The following is a 21129-nucleotide window of genomic DNA, read 5'->3' on the forward strand; positions in this document are numbered from 1 at the left end:
AGGGTGCCGAGCCGGCCGGCGGCGTCCGGGTCGCCGCTGTCGGCGGCCTGCCGGTGGCGGGCCTCCAGGGCGGCGGACTCCCGGGCGGCGAGGGCGGATTCGAAGCTGGTCGAGTCGAGGCCGGCCGGGTCGATCGCGGTGCCGGCGGCCGGCTGCCCGCCGGAGTCCTCCCCGTACGCGCCGACGGCGGCGGCGAACTGACGGGTCGGCACGTGGACCAGGCTGTCGGGCCCGTAGCCCGGGGTCGGGGGGCGCTCGGACAGTCCGCTGGTGCGCTGGGCGGGCAGGGCTCCGGGACGGCTTCCGGGGGTCTCGGCGCTCTCCGCCCAGGCGTCGGTGTCCGCCTCGACGGCCGCCGCGGACCTGGCGCCTGACTTGCCGATCAGCCTCATGCCGACTCCCGCTCCCCCAGAGTGTCGCGGCATCGTGCCCCGGCGCGCGGCCGGGGGGACTCCCAGGAGAGGCGCCGGATCCGACGGCCGGTCAGCAGCCGTGCACCGTCCCCCATGTGTCCCATCGTCGCATCACCCAGTACCCGCGTACACCTGCCCCGGCCGAATTCCGGCGGGGCCGACCCGAAGCCGACGGAATTGCTTCGGCGCTTTGTCGATTTCCCGACACTTCAGCCCCACAAACCCCGCTGCCGTCGTCCTTGGCGACGGTCGATAGTACCGGAGCGGTTCCCGCCGCTTCCGGGCGAGAACGGTGACGGAAACACCAGAGGCCCGGAGGAATGATCCTCCGGGCCTCTGGCCTTTGTAGCGGGGACAGGATTTGAACCTGCGACCTCTGGGTTATGAGCCCAGCGAGCTACCGAGCTGCTCCACCCCGCGCCGTTGGATAAACCATAGCACGGGCGCGGGGTGGAACGGAAAACGGTTACCGCAGCTCAGCGGGCTACGGCTGCGGCGCGGGTGATCCGCCGCCGGTGGCGCCCGGGGCGGGAGTGCCGCCGGGGGCGGGCGCCGGGCTGCCGCCGCGGGCCGCCTCGGCGGCCTTCAGGGCGTCGCCGAGCGCCTTCTGGGCGGTGCCGTAGGCCACCCAGTCACCGTTCTTGAACGCGGTCTGGCTGTCGCCGTACGCCTTCTCCGCGTCCGAGAGCGCCTTCTGGAGCTCCGGCGAGATCGTCCCGCCCGGCGCCGGCGTGGTGGGCGTCGTCGGGCTGGTCGGGCTCGTCGGGCTGGTGGGCGTCGTCCCGGTGGACGGCGCGGTCGGGGTGGTCGACGGGGGCGCCCCGCCGAACACCTTCTTCAGCGCGGCCTCCAGGGTGTCCTCGAACGCCACGTTGTCGTCCCCGTACACCGCCAGGACCTTCTGCATCGTCGGGTACTTGGCGCCACGTCCCCGCACGTACACCGGCTCGATGTTGAGCAGTCCGCCGCCGACCGGCAGGGTCAGCAGGTTGCCGTACTCCAGCTCGGCGTCGCCACCGCTCTTCAGGGCGAAGATCTGGTTGGCCACCTCCTGGCGGGAGTTGAACTTCGACTGCACCAGGCCGGGGCCGGGGGCGCCGCTCTCGCCGGTCATCTTCAGGATGCGGATCTTCCCGTAGTCGTCCCCCGGGTCCGCGTTGACGGCCATGAACGCCGCCAGGTTGGGCCGCTGGTTCGGCACGAACGTGCTGGTGAGCGAGAAGCTCGCGGTGTTGGTGTCCGGCATCCGCACCGTCACGTAGTACGGCGGCTGGACCTGCCTGGTGTCGCTGCTCGGGTCCACCGGGACCTGCCAGATGTCACTGCCGTTGAAGAAGGAGTTGGCGTCGGTGACGTGGTACTGGCCGAGCAGGTCGCGCTGCACCTTGAACATGTCCTGCGGGTAGCGCAGGTGCGGCAGCAGCGTCTGCGGGATGTCCGCCTTCGCCTCCACGGTGCCGGGGAAGGCCTTCATCCAGGTCTTCAGCACCGGGTCCTTCTCGTCCCACTGGTAGAGCTTCACCTCGCCGGTGTAGGCGTCCACCGTGGCCTTGACCGAGTTGCGGATGTAGTTGACCTGGTTGGCGGCGGTCAGCAGCTCACCGCGCTGGTTGGTCAGCGAGTCCTTGGTGGCGGCGCCCAGCGTCGTCTTCGAGGCGAACGGGAAGCCGTCCGAGGTGGTGTAGCCGTCCAGCACCCAGAGCACCCGGCCGTCCTGCACCACCGGGTACGGGTCGGCGTCGATCGACAGCCACGGCGCGACCTTCTCCACCCGCTCCTTCGGCGTCCGGTTGTAGATCACCTTGGCGCCGTCGGTGATCGCCCCCGCGTAGAGGATCTGCGGCTCGGCGAAGCGCACCGCGTACGCGGCCCGGGTCAGCGGGTTGTCCAGCGAGACACCGCTGTTGCCCTCGTACGTGGTCTCGGCGTTCTGGCCGGTCTTGGGATCGGTGTAGTCGATCTCCTTGTTGGAGCCGCCCACGATCGAGTACGTGGTGGTCTTCTCGCCGTAGTAGATCCGCTGCTGGTAGTCGCCCAGCGTGCCGGTGGCCGGCAGACCCGACTCGGTGAAGACCGGCTGGCCCTTGTCGTCGACCTGGTTGCCCTTGGCGACCACCGCGCCGTAGCCGTGGGTGTACTTGAAGTGGTCGTTGATCCAGTTGCGCTGCACGCCGTTGAGGTCCAGCTCGCGCAGGCCGATCACGCTGTCCTGCTTGTCCTGCCCGGTGCCGTAGCGGTCCACGTCCAGCGTGTTCGGGAAGGCGTAGTAGTTGCGCTGCTGCTCCAGCGACTGGAACGCCGGCGAGACGACGTTCGGGTCCAGCAGCCGGATGTCCGAGATGGTCTGCGCGTCGGGCTTGAGCGCCTCGGAGTTGGTGGTGCCCTGCGGGGAGTACGGGGTGGTCTGCGCGTCCGCGATCCCGTACGCCTGGCGGGTGGCGTCGATGTTCTTCTGGATGTACGGCGTCTCCTTGGCCTGCTCGTTCGGCTTGACCTGGAACTGCTGCACGATCGCCGGGTACAGCCCGCCGATCAGCACCGCCGACAGCACCATCAGCCCCAGGCCGATCAGGGCGGGCGCCCAGGTGCGGCGGATCGGGGTCAGGAAGAACAGCACCGCGCAGATGATCGCGACGAAGAACAGGATGGTCTTGGCCGGCAGGAACGCGTTGGCGTCCACGTAGCGCAGCCCGGTCCAGCCGGAGACGCCCTTGTAGGAGCCGGTCTTCACGGCCAGCGCGTACCGGTCCAGCCAGTACGCGACGGCCTTCAGCAGCACGAACACGCCCAGCAGCACCGCCAGGTGCCCCTGCGCGCCCGCGCTCGCCCGGCGGCCCGGGCCCTGGAGCCGCAGCCCGCCGTACAGGTAGTGCACCAGCGCGGAGGTCAGCAGCGAGACGATCACCGCGCTGAACGCGAAGCCCAGCACGAACTCGTAGAACGGCAGGTCGAAGGCGTAGAACGAGACGTCCATGCCGAACTGGGCGTCCTTCTCACCGAAGGAGGTCGAGTTCGTCCACATCAGCCAGGTCCGCCACTGCCCGGACGCCGCGGCACCGGCCACCAGGCCGATCACCAGCGAAACGCCGATCAGTGCCCAGCGCTTGAACGGCGCCAGGCCGGACCGGTAGCGGTCCAGGCTCTGCTGCTCCACCGACATCGCCGACAGCGGCGGCCGCAGCCGGTGCGCCAGCCAGATGTTGAAGCCGACGATCACCGCCATCAGCAGGCCGAACACGGCGAACAGGCCGGTCTTCGTCCACAGCTGGGTGGTGAACACCGAGGAGAAGTGGACCGACCTGAACCACAGCCAGTCCGTCCAGAACCCCGCGAACATGACGAACAGCAGGAAGAGCACCGCGAGCACGCCCAGGGTCAGCAGGGCCACCCGCGCCCGCCGGGAGGGCGGGCCTACTCTTCGCCGGAAACCCGGCCCTGAGCGTTCGGGCATCTGGAAGACCACGGTGGCACCTCGGCTGTGTCGTCTGGATTCGTTCGGTCGTCAGAGCAACTTAACCAGGCTTTGGCCGAGTTCCCACCGTTAGCAGACGGTTACGACTTCCGCCCGCCGCCGACCGTCCGCACCGGGCCCTCGCCGGGCCCTCCCGGCCCGTCCCGACCCCGGCCGGCGCCGTCCCGCCGCACCACCCGGCGAGCGTGCCCCGCCCGGCGTGTGAGGATTGAGACATGTCCGACGCGTCTGATCTGAACAACTCCCCCGACGACGTCTCCAAGCTCCCGGCCGCCACCCCGCTGACCCGGGCCGCGCTGGAGATCGACGAGTACGCCTCCACCCTCGGCTGGGACCTCCCGGCCCGGCTGTTCGCCCTGGTGGACAGCGCCGCCCTGCGCAAGGCCAACCCGAAGATCGCCAAGCAGCTCGGCCTCGCCGACGGCGACGCGGCCGGCCTCACCCCGATCGAACAGGACGAGCTGCCGGCCGGCATGGAGCTCGACAAGTTCCTCGGCACCATCGCCTGGCCCGACTCCGTGGCCGGCTGCGCCCTGGTCGTCGAGCGCCTGATGCTGCCGCCGGGCGCCGAGCAGTCCCGTCCGCGGGGCGCCAACGACACCCAGCTCGCCGAGTGGGTGGCCAACCACCCCAAGCGCGAGGAGGTGCGGATCACCGCCGCGGTGCTGCGCGGCGGCAAGAAGGAGATCGCCCTGCGGCTGCGGTCCAAGGACGTCGCCCGCGAGGTGCTGACCGGCCCCGACCTGGTGCCCGGCCTGACCGAGGCGCTGCTGGCGACCTTCGCCTGACGCCTTTTCCCGACCGGTTTCCCCGACCGCCTTCCCCGGCGGTGGCCCGACGACTGCGAGGCGGCTGCTCGGCGGCTTGTGAGGCCGCTGTCCGGCCGGCTACGAGGCGGCGCAGGACGGCAGCGCGGAGGTCTGCCCGGAGCGGACCTGCTCCAGCGACTTCAGCGCGCCGTCCAGCGTGTCCGCCTTGATCAGGGTCAGCCCGGACGGGGTGTTCTTGGTGGCCTCGGCGCAGTTCGAGGACGGGGTGAAGAAGTACTCGGCCCCGGCGTCCCTGGCGGCGATCAGCTTCATCGAGATGCCGCCGATCGGGCCGACCTTGCCGTCGTCGTCGATGGTCCCGGTGCCGGCGACGAACTTCCCGCCGGTGAGGTCGCCGCCCGGGGTCAGCTTGTCGATGATGCCGAGCGAGAACATCAGGCCGGCGCTCGGGCCGCCGACGTCCTGGAGGCCGATGTCGATCTGGAACGGGTAGGTGTGCCTGAGTCCGGTGCCGATGCCCACCACGGCGAGTTCGGCCCGCTCGGCCGGGGCCTTCGGGTCGAGGTCCTTGGCCCGTACGGTCGGGACGGTGACGTCGGTCTTCCCGCCCGGGGCCGCGGTGGCGCCGCCGGCGGCGTCCTTGACCCGCGGCACGACGGTGAAGACCACGGACTCGCCCGGCTTGTGCTTGGTGACTGCGGCCACCACCTGGTCGACCCCGCCGACCGGTGTGCCGTCCACGGCCACGATCTGGTCGCCCGCGTGCAGCCTGCCCTCGGCCGGCGCACCCGCGGTGACCGACTTCACGATCAGCTCGCTGCCGACCGGGATGCCCAGCTGCTTCAGCGCCGCGGTGCGGGCGCTGTCCTCGGAGGAGGCGAACTCCTCGGCGTTCTGCTTCTTGGCGTCCGCGTCCGACTGCCCCTTCGGGTAGACGTTGTCGTGCGGCACCACCAGCACGTCGTCCCGCAGCCAGCCGACCACCGCGTTGACCAGGCTGGGCTCGTACTTGGCCCCGGTGACCTGGACGGTGGTCATGTTGAGGTGCCCGTCCGTCGGGTACGACTCGTGCCCGCTGATGCTGATCACCGGCTTGCCGCCCTGGTTCCCCAGCGTGTTGTACGTCGGCCCCGGGCTCATCTCCGTGTACGGCACCTTCATCAGCACCGAGACGCAGAGCAGTGCTATGAGCAGCAGGGTGGCAGCGAGCATCGTCGCGGAGCGGCGTGGCATGCCTCGACAGTACGGGACGGGGCTGACGCGGCGCCCGCCGGGCTACCGGCCGGAACGCTCACCGGGGGCGGCCGCTCCCGCGGTGGTGCGCTCCATGGCGTCCATGAAGCGCCGGTGCTCGGCGAGTGAGGCCGGGTCGCCGGTCGCCCGCGGGGCCCGCTGGGCCCACCCCGCCCAGAGGGCGGCGACCAGGACGGCGACAATCGGAATGATCAACCAGGCGAGCACACCCATACCAGCACTCCCAGCTCGTCGTGTCTATGAGCAGATTAACCACTCCGGCGGACAACGCGGCCGGCGCCGTCCGGGTTACGGGACGGCCGATCGGCTCACTTCCAGGGAGTATCCGGGGCGCCGTCGCAGACCCGTTCGTGTGAGGCCCCGGCGCGCCTGACCCGACGGACGCACGAGGTGTGCCGATCGGTTCCGCGGCACCGCGGCCGGTCTCAGCAGCCGCCCGCGCCGATCCACTCCTCCTCGCCGTCGGCGAAGACCTGGTGCTTCCAGATCGGCACCTCGTGCTTGAGGTCGTCGATCAGCCGGCGGGCGGCCGCGAAGGCCTCGCCGCGGTGGGCGCAGGAGACGGCGACGATCACGGCCTTGTCGGTGATCTTCAGCCGGCCCACCCGGTGGACCGCGGCGAGCGCCCGGACCGGGAAGTCCGCGGCCACCTTCTCGGCGATCCGGCGCATCTCCTGCTCGGCGGTGGGGTGGCAGCTGTACTCCAGCGCGGAGACCGACCTGCCGCCGTCGTGGTCCCGGACCGTCCCGACGAACACGGTGGTGCCGCCGGCCGCGTCGTCGCCGACCGCCTCGTACACCTCGTCCAGCGAGAGCGGGGTGTCACGGATGGCGAGCAGCCGGATGGGGTCGTGGTTCTCGGACATGCCCCCATGATTCCCCATCCGGGACGGCCCGGGGCAAGCCCTTTCCACGCCGTGACACGCGGATTTCACCTCGCGAGAAGTGCCGTCCACGGCCCCCGGCCGGTCAGAACCTGCGCCGCTTGCGGGCCCGGCGCACCAGCGCCGCGGTACCGACCAGCGCCACCGTCGCCCCGGCCGCCCCCAGGCTGGTCGCCGCCTCCTTGCCGCCCAGCCGGCGCCCGGCCACCGCGTGCTTGCCGGACACCTGGGCCAGCAGCTCGGCCAGCACCTGCTCGTTGGTGTGCGCCGGGCGCCAGCCCGCCTCGTGCAGCCTGCTGCCGGACACCACCCACGGGTACATCGTGTACGCCAGGTCCCCGGCCGGGGCCGGGGTCAGGCCCAGCCGGTGCAGCCGCGCCGCCGTCCCGAGCGCCAGCGAGGCCGGCAGCTCCATCCGCCGGATCCCGGACAGCCGCTCCACGTCCTCCTGCTCCAGCCAGCCGTCGCAGCCGACCGTCACCTCGCCCTCGACCAGGCCCAGCACCGCGTACTCCAGCGCCGCCGCCAGGTCGTCCGCGTGGCAGAACTGCCAGCACGGCCGGGACCCGGCCACCACCAGCAGCCGGGGCGCCTCGAAGTGCCTGGTCAGCACGGTGTCCACGCCGGGGCCCACCACCACGGCCGGTCGCAGCACCGTGACCTGGAGGCCCGGGTGGGCGCGCGGCGCGCGGCGGGCCAGCCGCTCGATCTCCAGCAGGTCCCCGACCAGCGAGGCCTCCTCGGTGGCCCGCAGCTCGGAGTCCTCCGCCAGCGGCACCTCGTTGTCGGCCAGCGCGCCGTAGACCATCGCCGAGGTGCACAGCACCACCCGGTGCACCCCGGCGGCCGCGGCCGCGGTCAGCACCGTCTGGGCGCCGCGCACGTTGTAGGCGCTGCGGGCCCGCGCGTCGGACTCCATCCCGAAGTCCATCGCCAGGTGCACCACCACGTCCACCCCGGACAGCCGTTCGGCCACCGCGGGGTCGCGAACGTCGAGGACCCGCCACTGCACGCCGGGGACGTCGCCGCGGCGGTCGTCCACCGCGAGGACCTTCCGGACGTGCGGCGAGGCCACCAGCCGGGCGGCGACCCGCTCGCCCAGCACGCCCGCTGCGCCGGTCACGGCCACGGTCAGCGGCCGTCCGCCGTAGGCTGGAGGCGGCGACGCCGTGGTGTCCGACGCCTCCTCTCCTCCGGTCAGCCCAGAGCGAACGTCCGAGGGCGGGGAACTCACCGGCCATCCTCCACGGTTAGCTTTATGTGCGTACGGACGTGTGTCACGTACGTCCATCCTGCCCGAGGCGAAGGCCCGGCGGTGCACCCGGCGCGGGCCTGCCGCGCAGGAGCCGCCCCCGAGTCCCCCACTCCGCCGCCGCCCCGGGCGCAGATTCCACCGCCACACCCGCATGACGGCCGACCGGATCGAGGACCCCGTGAGCGACCTTCCCTTCGGATTCGGCGTTCCGCCCGAGGAGCCCGAGGACGGCAAGGGCAAGCCCGACGACGCGCAGAAGAAGAAGGACCAGGACCCGGCGGACAGCGGTCAGCCGCCGTTCGGCTTCGGGAGCGGCAACCCCTTCGGCGCGATCTTCGGCATGCCCGGCGCCCCGGGCGGCCCCGGCGGCGCCGGTGCCGACAACCCCTTCGCCGCGATGTTCGGCGGCATGAACCCCGGCGACCTCGGCGCCGCCTTCCAGCAGCTCGGCCAGATGCTCTCGTTCGAGGGCGGCCCGGTGAACTGGGACCTCGCCAAGAACATCGCCCGCCAGACCGTGGTCGCCGAGCCCGCCGAGGGCAAGAGCAAGGACCGCTCGGTCAGCGCCGCCGAGCGCTCCGCCGTCGCCGAGGCCGTCCGCCTGGCCGACCTGTGGCTCGACGGCGCCACCGAGTTCCCCTCCGGCGCCGGCACCGCCGTCGCCTGGAGCCGCGCCGAGTGGATCGAGGCCACCCTCCCGGTCTGGAAGGACCTGGTGGACCCGGTCGCCGAGCGGGTCGGCAACGCCATGGGCGGCGTCCTGCCCGAGGAGATGCAGGCCATGGCCGGCCCGCTGATGGGCATGATGCGCTCGATGGGCGGCGCCATGTTCGGCACCCAGATCGGCCAGGCGCTCGGCGCCCTCGCCGGCGAGGTGGTCGGCTCCGCCGACGTCGGCCTGCCGCTCGCCCCGGCCGGCAAGGCCGCGCTGCTGCCGCAGAACGTCGCCGAGTTCGGCGAGGGCCTGAGCGTGCCCGCCGACGAGGTCCGCCTCTACCTCGCCCTGCGCGAGGCCGCCCACCAGCGCCTCTTCGCCCACGTGCCGTGGCTGCGGGCCCACCTGCTGGGCGCCGTCGAGGCCTACGCGCGCGGCATCAAGGTCGACACCTCCCGGATGGAGGAACTGGTCGGCCAGCTCGACCCGAGCAACCCGGAGGCGCTCCAGGACGCGCTGGCCGGCGGTCTGCTCCAGCCCGAGGACACCCCCGAGCAGAAGGCCGCGCTGGCCCGCCTGGAGACCGCCCTCGCGCTGGTCGAGGGCTGGGTCGACGCCGTCGTGCACGCCGCCGCCGAACCGCACCTGCCGCAGGCCGGTGCGCTGCGCGAGACCGTCCGCCGCCGCCGCGCGGCCGGCGGGCCCGCCGAGCAGACCTTCGCCACCCTGGTCGGCCTGGAGCTGCGCCCGCGCCGGCTGCGCGACGCCTCCCGGCTCTGGGCGCTGCTCGCCGACGCCCGCGGCGTCGAGGGCCGCGACGCGCTCTGGGAGCACCCGGACATGCTGCCCACCGCCGCCGACCTGGACGACCCGGACGCCTTCGTGCACCGGGACTCCGCCGACGGCCTGGAGGGCGGCATCGACTTCGACGCGTTCGACAAGCTGCTCGGCGATGCCGCGGCCGGCAAGCCCGACCTCACCAAGCAGGACGAGCAGCCGAAGGACGACGAGGACGGCACCGACGGAAAGGGCGGGCCGACCGCATGACGACCACCGGGGCGCCCTTCACCGGGGCGCCCGCCACCGGCCTGCACGCGGACGCCGTCCGCACGCTGACCGGGTGGCGGCCCACCGACCAGGACCAGGAGCAGCTGCGGCTCGACTACCTGGAGCACCTCGCCACCCGCCCCGACGGCCTCTTCCGCTCCTGCCTGCCCGCGCACATCACCGCGAGCGCGGCGGTCGTGGACCCGGCGGCCGGGCGGGTGCTGCTCACCCTGCACCCCAAGGTCGGCATGTGGCTCCAGATGGGCGGGCACTGCGAGCCCGGTGACCGCGACCTCGCCTCGGCCGCACTCCGTGAGGCCGTCGAGGAGTCCGGCATCCCCGACCTGGTGCTGCTGGAGGCCGGCGGCGCCCCGGTGCCGGCCAAGCTGGACCGGCACCTGGTCCGCTGCACCGGCAAGGACCGGCCGGAGAACACCCACCTGGACGTCCAGTACATCGCGCTGGCCCCGGCCGGCGCGCAGGCGCTGATCAGCGAGGAGTCGCTGGACCTGCGCTGGTTCGACTACGACCGGCTGCCCGAGCTCACCGACCACTCGGTGCGCGACCTGGTGGCCAGGGCGCGACAGCTGACCGGCTGAGGTGTGACACCGGAAGGGGGCGCGGACCTGTCGGTCCGCGCCCCCTTCCGTCGTTCCTCCGGTCGGCCCCGGCCCGCAGTGCCCCGGCCCGGGCCGCGCACCTGCCCCGCCTCAGCCGCAGGAAGCGGCCGGGTCGGGACCGGCCGGCCCCGCAGGGGCGTGCCGGGCGCCGGGGATGTGCGGCAGCCGGGCGGCGGACACCACGCCCTCCAGATAGCCGCGGGCCCGCTCGGTCCGGGGGTAGGCCTCCAGCAGGGCCCAGAACGCCGGGCCGTGGTCCGGCACCAGCAGGTGCGCCAGCTCGTGCAGCAGCACGTAGTCCAGCACGTACTCGGGCATGCCCTGGAGGCGGTGGGAGAGGCGGATCGTCCCCTCGCTGGGGGTGCAGGAGCCCCAGCGCGAATTCTGGTTGGTGACCCAGCGGACCTGGCTGGGCCGGGCCCGGTCGTTCAGGAAGGCGGCGGACAGCTCGCGGGCCCGGGTCATCAGGGCTTCGTCCCCGGGGATCCGCCGGGACTCCTGGGCGGCGAGCTTCTCCAGCATCTGCGCGACCCAGCGCTGCTCCTCGGCGTGCGACATCCGGGCCGGGATCAGCACGACGGTGCGGTCGCCCTCGCGGTAGGCGGAGACGGTACGGCTGCGGCGGGCGCTGCGGCGCACCTCGACCCTGCTGCGGTCGTGCGCCTCGGGGGGAACGGCGCCGGTGGGCGGCGCCTGCGGTGACGCCGGCCCCGGCTGCTGCCGCTGGTCCGGGCGCCCGCGCGTGTTCGGCGTCGCGACCTGCGACCCGGACGCCGCACGGGCACGCCGACGCGACGCCGGTGGATGGAAGTCCCGCTCGGCTGCCATGGCACACGACGTTACCCGGTACCACGGACAGAAGTCCGCTGCCATGGCCGGAATCTTTCATGGAGTGATCGGGAACGAAAAGTCGACGGCGGGTGTCCGGAAACCGACGCCGGAGAGGATGACCGGTTATCCACAGGGTGCGCGAACAGATGAGGTGATCATGTGCACAGTCCTGTGGATAACATTCCGCACGACATCGGCGCGATGGGGCAAGCTGCGGTCAGCCGTCCGGAAACGATCGGAAGGGAGATCGTCGTGCACCTCGCCCTCAAGCCCGCCCTGTCCCGCAGCTGGCGGGACTCGGAGACCTTGCAGTTCGGCACCGTCACCCGGTTCGCCGGGGTCCTCGGCAACGCCGACAAGACCCTTTGCGACTTCCTCGCGCTGCTCGACGGGACGCGCGACCGTCCGGAGCTCCTGAGCGAGGGCGAACGCATCGGGCTCGGCCGCGAACCGGCCGACGCCCTGCTCGCCGACCTGGAGGAGACCGGTCTGCTGGACGACGCGGCCGCGGCCACCCGGGCCCTGGCCCGCTTCCCCGAGCCGCACCGGGCCCTGCTCGGCCCCGACCTCGCCTCGCTCTCCCTGGTCCACTCCGGCCCCGGCGCCGCACCGGCGATCCTGGGCCGCCGGGCCGACGCGCGGATCGAGGTACGCGGCGCGGGCCGGGTCGGCGCCGCGGTGGCGGCGGTGCTCGCCGCCGGCGGCACGGGCACGGTCACCGTCACGGACAGCGGCCGGGTGAAGCCCGACGACTGCTCGCCCGCGGGGCTGCCGCCCGAGGACATCGGGCGGCTGCGCTCGACCTGCGCCCGCGAAGTCGTGCAGCGGGCCACCGGCCGGAAGCCGACGCCACTGCCACGGGGGAAGCCCGGCGACCCGCCACCGGACTTCGTGGTCCTCGCACCGCGCGACGGCAGCGCCGCCTTCGCGGGCGGGACGTACGAGGCCCGGCTGCTGCTCCGGGCCGGAGTGCCGCATCTGTACGTGGGTGTGGTCGAGGAGTTCGGCGTCGTCGGGCCGCTGGTGATCCCGGGGATGTCGGCGTGCGGGCACTGCCTGGTGCTTCGGCGGGAGGACGAGGACGCGGCCTGGCCGCGGGTCCTCGCCCAGCTGGCCGACGGCGGCCCCGGCCGGGCCAGGACACCGGCCTGCGACACGGCCCTGGCGACGGCGGTCGCCGGCCTGGCGGCCCTGCACGCGCAGGTCTACCTGGACGGGGGCCGGCCGCCGAGCGTGGACGGGTGGTGCGAGGTGTCGGCGAGCGACGGGATGCTCCGTCGGCTGCGGCTCCGCGGGCATCCGGACTGCGGGTGCCTGTGGCAGCCGTTGCCGCCGGCGTGAGGAGGTGAGGACGGACGACGGAGGAGGGAGACGGCGGAGGGAGGACGGAGGACCCGTCCCGGGCTGGGGCCCGGCGGCTGCGAGGCTCGGCAGCCGCCGCACCCGGCCCCGGGACGGCACATGACCCGGGCGGACGCCTGGCCGTGCGAGCCCACGGCCGGATGAGCCACCGGCCGTACGAGCCGACGGCCGGCGGCGGCCGGAGCCCGCTTGATCGCCCGCGCCCTGCCCTGGGCGGGGCGCGGGCCGGGTGAGAGGTGGGTGCGGGCGGAGGGTGCGGCGGGTGGTGGGCGGGCGGGGTGGGGGGTGGGGGGGAGGGGCCCCGAAGAAGCGAGCAACATCACCCCCCGGCGTAGGAAGTCGACACCGCCGACTTCCTACGCCGAACCACCGAAGGCCCCCACCGGTTCCACCGGACCAAGCCCCCCAACTCCCCGCAAAGGGACGGCACTCCCGGCCCCGCCCCGCGGAATTCCGCGGGGCGGACAGCGGGGAGCGGGCACAATGGCGTAGAGATGGTCGGCCGCCCGGAACCGGGGGCCGGGGAATGGAGGCCTGGGGTGAGCGATCTTCCGCGCAAGGCAGTGACCCGCACGGCACGGCTCGCCGCCCTGCCGCTGGGGATAGCCGGTCGCGCCACGCTCGGCCTGGGCAAGCGGATCGGCGGCCGGTCCGCCGAGGTGGTCACCGCCGAACTCCAACAGGCCACCGCGGACCAGCTGTTCAAGGTCCTCGGCGAACTCAAGGGCGGGGCGATGAAGTTCGGGCAGGTGCTGTCCGTCTTCGAGGCCGCGCTGCCCGAGGAGGTCGCCGGGCCGTACCGGGCGGCGCTCACCAAGCTCCAGGACGCCGCTCCCCCGATGCCCGCCGCCAAGGTGCACACCGCGCTCGCCCAGCGGCTCGGGGACGACTGGCGCGAGCTGTTCCTGGAGTTCGACGACCGGCCCGCGGCCGCCGCCTCGATCGGCCAGGTGCACAAGGCGATCTGGCACGACGGCCGCGAGGTCGCCGTCAAGGTGCAGTACCCGGGCGCGGGCGACGCGCTGCTCGCGGACCTCTCGCAGCTGAGCCGGGTGGCCTGGCTGCTGGGCCCGCTGATCCCGGGGCTGGACATCAAGCCGCTGATCGCCGAGCTGCGCGAGCGCGTCGCGGAGGAGCTGGACTACGAGCTGGAGGCGCAGGCCCAGCGCCGGCACGCCGAGGAGTTCGCGGGTGACCCGGACATCGTGGTGCCCGGCGTGGTGGCCCAGGCCGACCAGGTGCTGGTCACCGAGTGGATGGCCGGCACCCCGCTGGCCGAGGTGATCACGGGCGGCAGCCAGGAGGAGCGCGACCGCGCCGGGCAGCTGCTGGCCCGGTTCCTGTTCGCCGGCCCGGCCCGGACCGGCCTGCTGCACGCGGACCCGCACCCGGGCAACTTCCGGCTGCTGAAGGACGACGGCCCGGTGTCGGGCTGGCGGCTGGGCGTGCTGGACTTCGGCACCGTGGACCGGCTGCCCGGCGGGCTGCCCGCGCCGATCGGGGCCTCGCTGCGGATGGCGCTGGCCGGGGACGCCGCGGGCGTGCTGCGGATGCTGCGCGAGGAGGGCTTCGTGAAGCCCTCGATCAAGCTGGACCCGGACGCGGTGCTGGACTACCTGCTGCCGATCATCGAGCCGGCCGCGGTGGAGAACTTCCACTTCACCCGGACCTGGATGCGCGCCCAGGCGGCCCGGATCGCCGATCCGCGCTCGCCCGCGTACAACCTGGGCAAGCAGCTGAACCTGCCGCCCGCGTACCTGCTGATCCACCGGGTGACGCTGAGCACCATCGGGGTGCTCTGCCAGCTGGGTGCCAAGGCGCCGTTCCGCGCGGAGATGCTGGCGTGGCTGCCCGAGTTCGCCGAGCGGCCGTCCCCGAAGCCCGAGAAGGCCACGAAGCAGGCCCGTCCGGCCCGCGAGGACGCCGGGCCCGCCCGGCTCCGCAAGGACTGACCCCACCAGCACGACAACCGCGGCACCGCGACAACGACCGCAGGCCGCTCCCCACCGGTGGGGAGCGGCCTGCGGCACGACGGGGGCCGGACCTGGGTCCGGTGAGGGCCGGGGCCCTGCTACATCAGCGCGACGGCGAGCGCCTTGCGGGCCCGCAGCGAGGCCCGCTCGGCCCGCTGCCTGAGCTTGCGGGCCCGGATGACCCGGCTGACGAGCCGTTGGTTCTCGGCCTCGTGCATCCTGTCTTGCATATGGGCACGGGCCAGGGATTCGTGGATGAGTTGCATCTCGAGGATCCTGTTCTGGGTCTGAAGTTCGGTGGCCTGCTCTGCGCGGGCGGTGGGATCGACGGCGGCGGGGTTCATGTCGTGGTCCTGCTCGTGGTGCTTGCTCGGGAACGGGATGCGGGCTGCGGCGTCGGCCTTGGCGGCGGCGATCCGCACGGATCGGCGGAGGGCGCTGTCCAGCGGGGGCTGCTCTCCCCGACGGATGGCCCTGGCCTCGTGGGCGGGGTTCACGCCATGACCTCGGTCTTGCGCGGACGGCCACGGGGACGCTTGCGGGCGACGACGATGCCCTGGACGAACAGCTCGCCACCCCAGACGCCCCACGGCTCACGCCGCTCCAGGGCGCCGGCCAGGCAGGTCTCCTTCACCGGGCAGGTGCCACAGAGGGACTTCGCGTACTCGACGTCGGCGGGCGTCTCGGCGAAGAAGACCTCGGGGTCGAAGGCGCGGCAGGGGATGGGGAGACCGAGGGACTCGGCCTGCTCGATCGAGCTGAGCTGCATGGAAAGAACCTCCGGGGGGTCGGCCTGGTCGGCCTTGGGGATCTGGCTTGTCTGCGGTACGGACGGGGTGGGCGGCGTGATGACCGTGGACACTGTGGGCGTCTTCCTCGTCTTCTCAGTGGTTCCGGCCCAGGTGACTGGTGGTGCTGGGCCGGAGGCCCCGGAGGGCCTGGGGTGGTCTTGCGTACCGGACAAAACAGAAGGGCCGCGGATCCCGGTGTGACGGGTTCCGCGGCCCTGGAGGTGCCGACCTGAGGCTGGCTCAGGTTCGTTCTCTCCAGGGTTCAGGGCCGCGGAAGGCCCACATCCGGATGGCCTTGGCGCCCGTAAAGGCGCCGACGGCCTGGTTAATCTGCTGCTCGTTCTGCTTCTGGGTGTTTCCGGCACCGATGACCTGCGCATAGTCGCCATGCATGGCGGCTGCTACTGCTGCCTTCGGTGCCTCGGTCGGTCGCTCGTCGCGCAGGGAGCCCGACGTGCCGAACGACGCCCAATCGCGGGACAGACCGGTCTCGACGACGGCGCCGTCGACGTTCCTGCTGCTCGTGAAGCACAGATCAGTGTGCCCAAGGCCACTGACAGCGGGGACGACGGAGACACCGGTGGTGTCGAGACCCAGACCGGTTCCACCGAGTTCGGCGAGCACCCGCAGGCGGGCGGCACGCACGGAGGCAGCGACAACGGTCTGGCCAGTCATTTTGGTGATCATGATGTTTCCCACTGTCTTCGCCTCCTCTCGGCGTCTCGCGGAGCCTGGTCTCCCTGGCTCCGAATGTTCGGATGTCTGTCTCGGTAAAGCTGTGGGGCGAGGGGCATCGGCACAGGTTTCACCCCGTGCGACCGCGTCCCCTTGACCGCTCCGGCAGGCTATTGCGCTCCCGGTACGTGGCGCAAACTATTTTTCACGCGAGTTCTTCGGCACGTAGCACGACGGGTTCCGAAGCCGCCCGGGCAGTCCCCGTGGACCGCGCCCGGACCTGCTCACGCCGGATCGGCCGGATCGCCGTCCTCGACACCGTCCGGTTCCTCCTCGGGCTCCTCCCCCGCACACAACGAGAGCACGGCCGCCCCGTACTTGTCCAGCTTCATGGCGCCGACCCCGGAGATGACGGCCAGCTCCTGGCGGCTGGCGGGCACGTCCTCGGCGATCGCCATCAGCGTGGCGTCGGTGAACACCACGTAGGCCGGCGCGCCCTGCTTCCTGGCCTGCCCGGCCCGCCACTCGCGCAGCCGCTCGTACAGCCCCTCGTCCATCGTGGACGGGCAGCTCTCGCAGCGGCGCAGCTTGCGTTCGACGGCCTCGGTGAGCACCTTCTCGCAGACCCGGCACTTGACCGGGCCGCGGACCCGTCGCGCGGCGGAGCGCTCGCCGGACTCGACGCCCCCTCGCCCGCCTCGCGCGCCGGTGCGCGCGCCCGGGGCGGAGGAGCCGGGGCGCAGCCCGTCCAGGAAGCGGCTGGGCTTGCGGCTCGCCCGGCCGCCCGGGGAGCGGGAGAGCGCCCAGGACAGCGTGAGGTGCTTCCTGGCCCGGGTGACGCCGACGTAGAGGAGCCGGCGCTCCTCCTCGACCTGCTCGTCGGTCTTGGCGTAGATGATCGGCAGGGTGCCCTCGGTGAGGCCGACCAGGAAGACGGCGTCCCATTCGAGGCCCTTGGCGGCGTGCAGCGAGGCGAGCGTGACGCCCTCGACGGCCGGGGCGTGCTGGGCCGCGGCGCGGGCGTCCAGCTCGGCGACGTAGGCGGCGAGGTCGGTGTCCTGGCCGGCCGCGGTGCGGGTGCGCTCGAACTCCTCGGCCAGCCGGACCAGGGCGGCCAGTGACTCCCAGCGGTCCCGGACGGCGCCGGAGCCGGCCGGGGGCTCCGCGGTGAAGCCGCGGGCGGCCAGCACCGCGCGGACCTGGCCGGCCAGGTCGGGCGCGTCGTCGGTGAGCGGGTCGGAGGAGGCCCGGGCGGCGCCGCGCAGCAGCACGCCGGCGTCCCGGACCTCGGGGCGTTCGAAGAACCGCTCCGCGCCCTTGAGCTGGTAGGGGACGCCGAGGTCGGCGAGGGCCTGCTCGTAGACCTCGGACTGGCCGTTGGTGCGGAACAGCACGGCGACCTCGCTGGCGCGCACCCCGGCGGCGAGCAGTTCCTTGATCCGCCGGGCGGTGGTCTCGGCCTCGGTGGGCTCGTCCTCGTACTCGGTGTAGACCGGCTCGGGGCCGGCCTCGCGCTGGGAGACGAGTTCCAGGCGGTGCCGGGCGGCCTCGCCGCGGGCCTGGGAGAGCAGTCCGTTGGCGAGGTGGACGACCTGGGGGGTGGAGCGGTAGTCGCGGACCAGCTTGACCACCGTGGCCTCGGGGTGCCGGGTGCGGAAGCCGAGCAGGTAGTCGGGGGTGGCGCCGGTGAAGGAGTAGATGGTCTGGCTGGCGTCGCCGACGACGCACAGGCTGGCGCCGCCGTCGGGGCCGGTCCACCGGTCGAGCAGGCGCTGCTGGAGCGGGGAGACGTCCTGGTACTCGTCGACGGTGAAGTGCCGGTACTGGGAGCGGACCTGGTCGGCGATGTCGGGGCGGTCCTCCAGGATGGCCGCGGTGAGCAGCAGGACGTCCTCGAAGTCGATGTTGCCGCGGCGGCTCTTGGTCTCCTCGTAGACGCGGTAGACCTGGGCGGTCTCGGCCGGGTCGCGGGGGGCTTCGCGGACGGACTTGGCGACGGCCGCGGGGTAGTCCTCGGGGGCGATCTGGGTGACCTTGGCCCACTCGATCTCGGCGGTGAGGTCGCGCAGTTCGGTGCGCTGGACGCGCAGGCCGCAGCGGCCGGCCGCCTCGGCGACCAGCTGGACCTTGCGTTCCAGGAGCTGGGGGACGGGGCCGCCGACGGCGCGCGGCCAGAAGTACTGGAGCTGGCGCAGCGCGGCGGCGTGGAAGGTGCGGGCCTGGACGCCGTCGACGCCGAGCTCGCGCAGCCGGCCGCGCATCTCGCCGGCGGCGCGGGCGGTGAAGGTGACGGCGAGGACCTGTTGGGGGTGGTAGACGCCGCTGCGCACGCCGTAGGCGATCCGGTGGGTGATGGCGCGGGTCTTGCCGGTGCCGGCGCCGGCCAGGACGCAGACCGGGCCCTGCAGGGCGGTGGCGACGGCGCGCTGCTCGGGGTCGAGCCCGGCCAGCACGGCGTCCGGGCCGGTGGCGGCGCCGGGGTCGGCCCAGGGCGAGCCGTGGGGGCCGTCGTAGGGGCTGCCGCTCAAGAGGTCTTCCTGCATGCGTTCCATCCTCTCAGCCCGGTGGGACAACGTGGGCGGAGTTGTCCACAGGCACGGTGTGATCGCAGGATGATCGCTCCGCACGACGGTCGACGGCGCGCCGGAATGCCCGCCGTCCGGTGGACGTTCCCTCCGGAGACCGTACGCACCTCTCTTCCGAAGGAGCCCCCTCGATGTCCGGCAGCGTGACGATGTACAGCACGACCTGGTGTGGGTACTGCAACCGGCTCAAGAGCCAGCTGGACCGTGAAGGCATCGGCTACACCGAGATCAACATCGAGGAGGACCCGGCGTCGGCGTCCTTCGTCGAGTCGGTGAACGGCGGCAACCAGACCGTTCCGACGGTGCTGGTGGTGCCGGCCGGCGGCGGCGAGCGGGTCGTGATGACCAACCCGAGCCTGCTCCAGGTCAAGAAGGCCCTGGCGGCCTGAGCCTCCCTCCGGGCCTGAGCCCTCTTCGGGCCTGACCCCCCCTTCAGCCTTCAGGCGGGCCCGGCCCCGGGCCGTCCGGGGCCGGCGCGCGTCACGGCGCGTCGGCCCGGGCCGGGTCGACGGGCGCGGCGGGGGCGGGCAGGGTGGTGCGCGCGCCGAGGTCGCCGACGCCGTAGACGAGCCGGCTGCGGTCGGCCGAGTAGCGGGTCTCGATGACCCGCACCGGGCCGCGCCGGTCGTAGGTGACGCGGGTCTGCACCACCAGCGGCACACCGGGGCCGCCCTGGAACCACTGGGCCTCCTCGGGGCCCGGCATCCGCGCGACCAGGTGGTCCACCGCGCCGATCTCGGTGCGCCCGAGGGTGGCGAGCACCGCCTCGTCGCCGCCCTCGACGGGGTCGGGCTCCATCAGCGGGGTACCGGCGGCGAGGCCCGCCCGGTAGTGGCTCTCCTCGATCGAGTAGGGCTCGCGGTCGAGCAGCCGCAGCTGGCGGCGGACCACGATGGCCTCGCCGGGGCGCAGTCCGAGCCGTTCGGCGATGTCCACCCGGGCCCGGACGATCATCATCTCGAAGTCGGTGCCGAGTTCCCGCCCGGCTTCGGCGGCTTCGCCGAGGTAGACGGCGGAGGGCGCGGCGAGGCAGTCGCGCGGCGCGGGGGGCAGGGTGGGCCCGTAGGCGCGGTGGTCCAGGACGGGGTGTTCGCGCAGGTACGTGCCCTTGCCCTGGAGGCGGACCAGTCGGCCCTCGTTGACCAGGACGTCGACGGCGAGCCGGACGGTGTTGCGGGCGACGCCGTACTGGCGCTCCAGTTCGCTCTCGACCGGCAGGGCGGCGTCGGCGGTGAACTCGCCCTCGGCGATCCGGCGGCGCAGGTCGGCGGCGAGGCGCTGGTATTTGGGGGATTGGGCGGTGCCCCGGGGGATTGTCACCCTGGTGAATGTAGCGAGCGCGGCGAGGCGGTTTCAGCCGTTTCCGGCAATATCGTCCGAGCGGGTCGATCGCGAGCCCCCAGGGACTCCCTCCGGTAGCAGAACTGGCCCGTCCGGATACGAACAGCGGGCCCGTGGCGAATGCGGGAAGGGATTGAAAAGGAAAAGGGGGGCGCATGGAATTTGCCACGCGCCCCCCTTTCGCCGGGGCCCCTTTCGTCCGGACCCCTTCGACGGGGACCGGCGGGGCCCGGTGGGGACTACCAGCGCGCCGCCGAGGGCAGCGGCTCCCCGTACCAGAGCTCGACCAGGTGCCGGGCGATCGAGATGCCGGACGGCGGCAGGATCTCGCCCGCCTCCATCCCGGCCCGCAGCTCCTCGCGGGAGAACCAGCGCGCCTCGGCCAGCTCCTCGCCGTCCACGGTGATCTCGGTGCCGCCGGGCAGCGCCCGGCCGGTGAAGCCGAGCATCAGGCTGGACGGGAACGGCCAGGGCTGGCTGGCGACGTAGCGCACCTCGCCGACCTGCACCCCCGCCTCCTCGTGCACCTCGCGGGCCACCGCCTGCTCGATCGACTCCCCCGGCTCGACGAAGCCGGCCAGCGTCGACCAGCGGCCCTCCGGCCACAGCGCCTGGCGGCCGAGCAGGCAGCGGTCCTGCTCGTCGGTGATCACCATGATCACCGCCGGGTCGGTGCGCGGGTAGTGCTCCGCCGCGCAGGAGGTGCAGCGCCGCACATGGCCTGCGCCGGCCTTCTCGGTCGGGTGCCCGCAGCGCGAGCAGAAGCTGTGCAGCCGGTGCCAGTGCTCCAGCGCCACCGCGTGCACCAGCAGCCCGGCGTCCCGGTCGGACAGCAGCCCGCCGACCTCGCGCAGCCCGGCCGGGCGGGCGTCGCCGTCCAGCCGCCCGGGCAGGCTCTCGCCGGCCAGCGCGAAGTACGAGACGCCGTCCCCGTCGGTGCCGAGGAAGTACCGGTCGCCGGTCTGCGGAGCCTCGAAGGAGGGCATCAGCACGAGTTCGGTGCCCTGGGCGGTGTCGACCACGAACGCCTCGCCGCCGGCGATCGGCAGGACCCGGGTGCTCGGGTGGCTCCAGGCGGCCGCCAGCCAGGGCTCGTCCAGGCGGTGCTCGGCCGCCCGGTCCACCCCGGACCGGGCCAGTGCCAGGTACAGCGGGCGCTCGGTCTCAGGCACGGTGCTCACGTCTGTTCCATCCCCACGTG

Annotated in this window: 18 protein-coding genes, 1 tRNA gene and 1 pseudogene; 6 read left to right on the forward strand and 14 right to left on the reverse strand. The window is 73.1% G+C overall.

Translation table 11 applies throughout. From position 1 onward, the window contains the following. From BU198_RS22520 to BU198_RS22530, 3 genes and pseudogenes are all read right to left on the reverse strand, one after another. Window positions 1-392, reverse strand: a pseudogene (locus tag BU198_RS22520) (sel1 repeat family protein); the annotation flags it as partial. 367 nt (window positions 393-759) lie between these two features. Next, window positions 760-833, reverse strand: a tRNA-Met gene (locus BU198_RS22525). A gap of 64 nt (window positions 834-897) precedes the next feature. Continuing rightward, window positions 898-3864, reverse strand: a complete 2967-nt coding sequence (locus tag BU198_RS22530; protein WP_188298686.1) for a UPF0182 family protein — start codon at window positions 3862-3864, stop codon at window positions 898-900. 236 nt (window positions 3865-4100) lie between these two features. Here BU198_RS22530 and BU198_RS22535 point away from each other — a divergent pair, with 236 nt between their 5' ends. Further along, complete coding sequence (locus BU198_RS22535; protein WP_188298668.1) at window positions 4101-4673, forward strand: PPA1309 family protein; 573 nt, start codon at window positions 4101-4103, stop codon at window positions 4671-4673. A 99-nt stretch (window positions 4674-4772) separates the two neighbouring features. On the opposite strand, the gene BU198_RS22540 is transcribed toward BU198_RS22535, so the two are convergent. The 4 genes from BU198_RS22540 to BU198_RS22555 all read right to left on the reverse strand — a co-directional run bounded on the left by BU198_RS22540 (window position 4773) and on the right by BU198_RS22555 (window position 8027). After that, complete coding sequence (locus tag BU198_RS22540; protein WP_188298669.1) at window positions 4773-5888, reverse strand: PDZ domain-containing protein; 1116 nt, start codon at window positions 5886-5888, stop codon at window positions 4773-4775. Window positions 5889-5930: 42 nt separating this feature from the next. Further along, the gene (locus BU198_RS22545; RefSeq protein ID WP_223244787.1) at window positions 5931-6104 is read right to left on the reverse strand and encodes a hypothetical protein; all 174 of its coding nucleotides are present in this window, start codon (window positions 6102-6104) and stop codon (window positions 5931-5933) included. Window positions 6105-6334: 230 nt separating this feature from the next. Beyond that, window positions 6335-6775 (reverse strand): molybdenum cofactor biosynthesis protein MoaE, encoded by a 441-nt coding sequence (locus BU198_RS22550; protein ID WP_223244788.1) that lies wholly within the window; start codon window positions 6773-6775, stop codon window positions 6335-6337. Window positions 6776-6878: 103 nt separating this feature from the next. Next, window positions 6879-8027 (reverse strand): NAD-dependent epimerase/dehydratase family protein, encoded by a 1149-nt coding sequence (locus tag BU198_RS22555; protein WP_188298672.1) that lies wholly within the window; start codon window positions 8025-8027, stop codon window positions 6879-6881. A gap of 199 nt (window positions 8028-8226) precedes the next feature. Here BU198_RS22555 and BU198_RS22560 point away from each other — a divergent pair, with 199 nt between their 5' ends. Then, on the forward strand, window positions 8227-9750 hold the full coding sequence (locus BU198_RS22560) for a zinc-dependent metalloprotease (protein ID WP_188298673.1): 1524 nt from the start codon (window positions 8227-8229) through the stop codon (window positions 9748-9750). After that, entirely contained in the window at window positions 9747-10349 is a 603-nt protein-coding gene (locus BU198_RS22565) for an NUDIX hydrolase (RefSeq protein WP_188298674.1), read from the forward strand. Before BU198_RS22560 ends, BU198_RS22565 begins: the two co-directional genes overlap by 4 nt. A gap of 111 nt (window positions 10350-10460) precedes the next feature. Here the strand turns inward: BU198_RS22565 and BU198_RS22570 are convergent, their stop codons facing one another. Then, window positions 10461-11198 carry a M48 family metallopeptidase gene (locus BU198_RS22570; RefSeq protein ID WP_223244790.1) on the reverse strand — a complete coding sequence of 246 codons (738 nt, stop codon included), beginning with the start codon at window positions 11196-11198 and terminating at the stop codon, window positions 10461-10463. A 255-nt stretch (window positions 11199-11453) separates the two neighbouring features. Here BU198_RS22570 and BU198_RS22575 point away from each other — a divergent pair, with 255 nt between their 5' ends. Further along, on the forward strand, window positions 11454-12542 hold the full coding sequence (locus BU198_RS22575; RefSeq protein WP_188298675.1) for a TOMM precursor leader peptide-binding protein: 1089 nt from the start codon (window positions 11454-11456) through the stop codon (window positions 12540-12542). Window positions 12543-13102: 560 nt separating this feature from the next. Then, window positions 13103-14515, forward strand: coding sequence for an ABC1 kinase family protein (locus tag BU198_RS22580; RefSeq protein ID WP_188298676.1), 1413 nt, complete (start codon window positions 13103-13105; stop codon window positions 14513-14515). 119 nt (window positions 14516-14634) lie between these two features. On the opposite strand, the gene BU198_RS43885 is transcribed toward BU198_RS22580, so the two are convergent. From BU198_RS43885 to BU198_RS22600, 4 genes are all read right to left on the reverse strand, one after another. Further along, window positions 14635-15033: a hypothetical protein gene (locus BU198_RS43885; RefSeq protein WP_317620264.1), complete on the reverse strand. Its 399-nt coding sequence runs from the start codon at window positions 15031-15033 to the stop codon at window positions 14635-14637. Continuing rightward, window positions 15030-15398, reverse strand: coding sequence for a WhiB family transcriptional regulator (locus BU198_RS22590; RefSeq protein WP_401083361.1), 369 nt, complete (start codon window positions 15396-15398; stop codon window positions 15030-15032). The genes BU198_RS43885 and BU198_RS22590 overlap by 4 nt, the downstream gene beginning before the upstream one ends. A 169-nt stretch (window positions 15399-15567) precedes the next feature. Further along, window positions 15568-16014, reverse strand: a complete 447-nt coding sequence (locus tag BU198_RS22595) for a hypothetical protein (protein ID WP_188298677.1) — start codon at window positions 16012-16014, stop codon at window positions 15568-15570. A gap of 272 nt (window positions 16015-16286) precedes the next feature. Then, the gene (locus tag BU198_RS22600) at window positions 16287-18554 is read right to left on the reverse strand and encodes an ATP-dependent DNA helicase UvrD2 (protein ID WP_411293220.1); all 2268 of its coding nucleotides are present in this window, start codon (window positions 18552-18554) and stop codon (window positions 16287-16289) included. Between the two features lie 164 nt (window positions 18555-18718). On the opposite strand from BU198_RS22600, the gene BU198_RS22605 reads away from it, so the two are divergent. Next, window positions 18719-18976: a mycoredoxin gene (locus BU198_RS22605; protein ID WP_188298679.1), complete on the forward strand. Its 258-nt coding sequence runs from the start codon at window positions 18719-18721 to the stop codon at window positions 18974-18976. Window positions 18977-19067: 91 nt separating this feature from the next. Here BU198_RS22605 and BU198_RS43890 read toward each other — a convergent pair whose 3' ends face one another. Further along, a complete protein-coding gene (locus tag BU198_RS43890) occupies window positions 19068-19907 on the reverse strand; it encodes a GntR family transcriptional regulator (protein ID WP_188298680.1) in 840 nt (279 codons plus the stop codon). A gap of 260 nt (window positions 19908-20167) precedes the next feature. After that, a complete protein-coding gene (gene nudC, locus BU198_RS22615; RefSeq protein WP_188298681.1) occupies window positions 20168-21109 on the reverse strand; it encodes an NAD(+) diphosphatase in 942 nt (313 codons plus the stop codon). Window positions 21110-21129: the final 20 nt, after the last annotated feature.

Source organism: Streptomyces sp. CBMA156, assembly GCF_014596515.1.
Classification (GTDB): Bacteria; Actinomycetota; Actinomycetes; order Streptomycetales; family Streptomycetaceae; genus Kitasatospora.

Coding starts and splice junctions, on each gene's coding strand:
- BU198_RS22530 (WP_188298686.1), bottom strand. CDS start 3,864: ATGCCCGAACGCTCAGGGCCGGGTTTCCGGCGAAGAGTAGGCCCGCCC.
- BU198_RS22535 (WP_188298668.1), top strand. CDS start 4,101: ATGTCCGACGCGTCTGATCTGAACAACTCCCCCGACGACGTCTCCAAG.
- BU198_RS22540 (WP_188298669.1), bottom strand. CDS start 5,888: ATGCCACGCCGCTCCGCGACGATGCTCGCTGCCACCCTGCTGCTCATA.
- BU198_RS22550 (WP_223244788.1), bottom strand. CDS start 6,775: ATGTCCGAGAACCACGACCCCATCCGGCTGCTCGCCATCCGTGACACC.
- BU198_RS22565 (WP_188298674.1), top strand. CDS start 9,747: ATGACGACCACCGGGGCGCCCTTCACCGGGGCGCCCGCCACCGGCCTG.
- BU198_RS22570 (WP_223244790.1), bottom strand. CDS start 11,198: ATGGCAGCCGAGCGGGACTTCCATCCACCGGCGTCGCGTCGGCGTGCC.
- BU198_RS22595 (WP_188298677.1), bottom strand. CDS start 16,014: ATGATCACCAAAATGACTGGCCAGACCGTTGTCGCTGCCTCCGTGCGT.
- BU198_RS22600 (WP_411293220.1), bottom strand. CDS start 18,554: ATGGAACGCATGCAGGAAGACCTCTTGAGCGGCAGCCCCTACGACGGC.
- BU198_RS22605 (WP_188298679.1), top strand. CDS start 18,719: ATGTCCGGCAGCGTGACGATGTACAGCACGACCTGGTGTGGGTACTGC.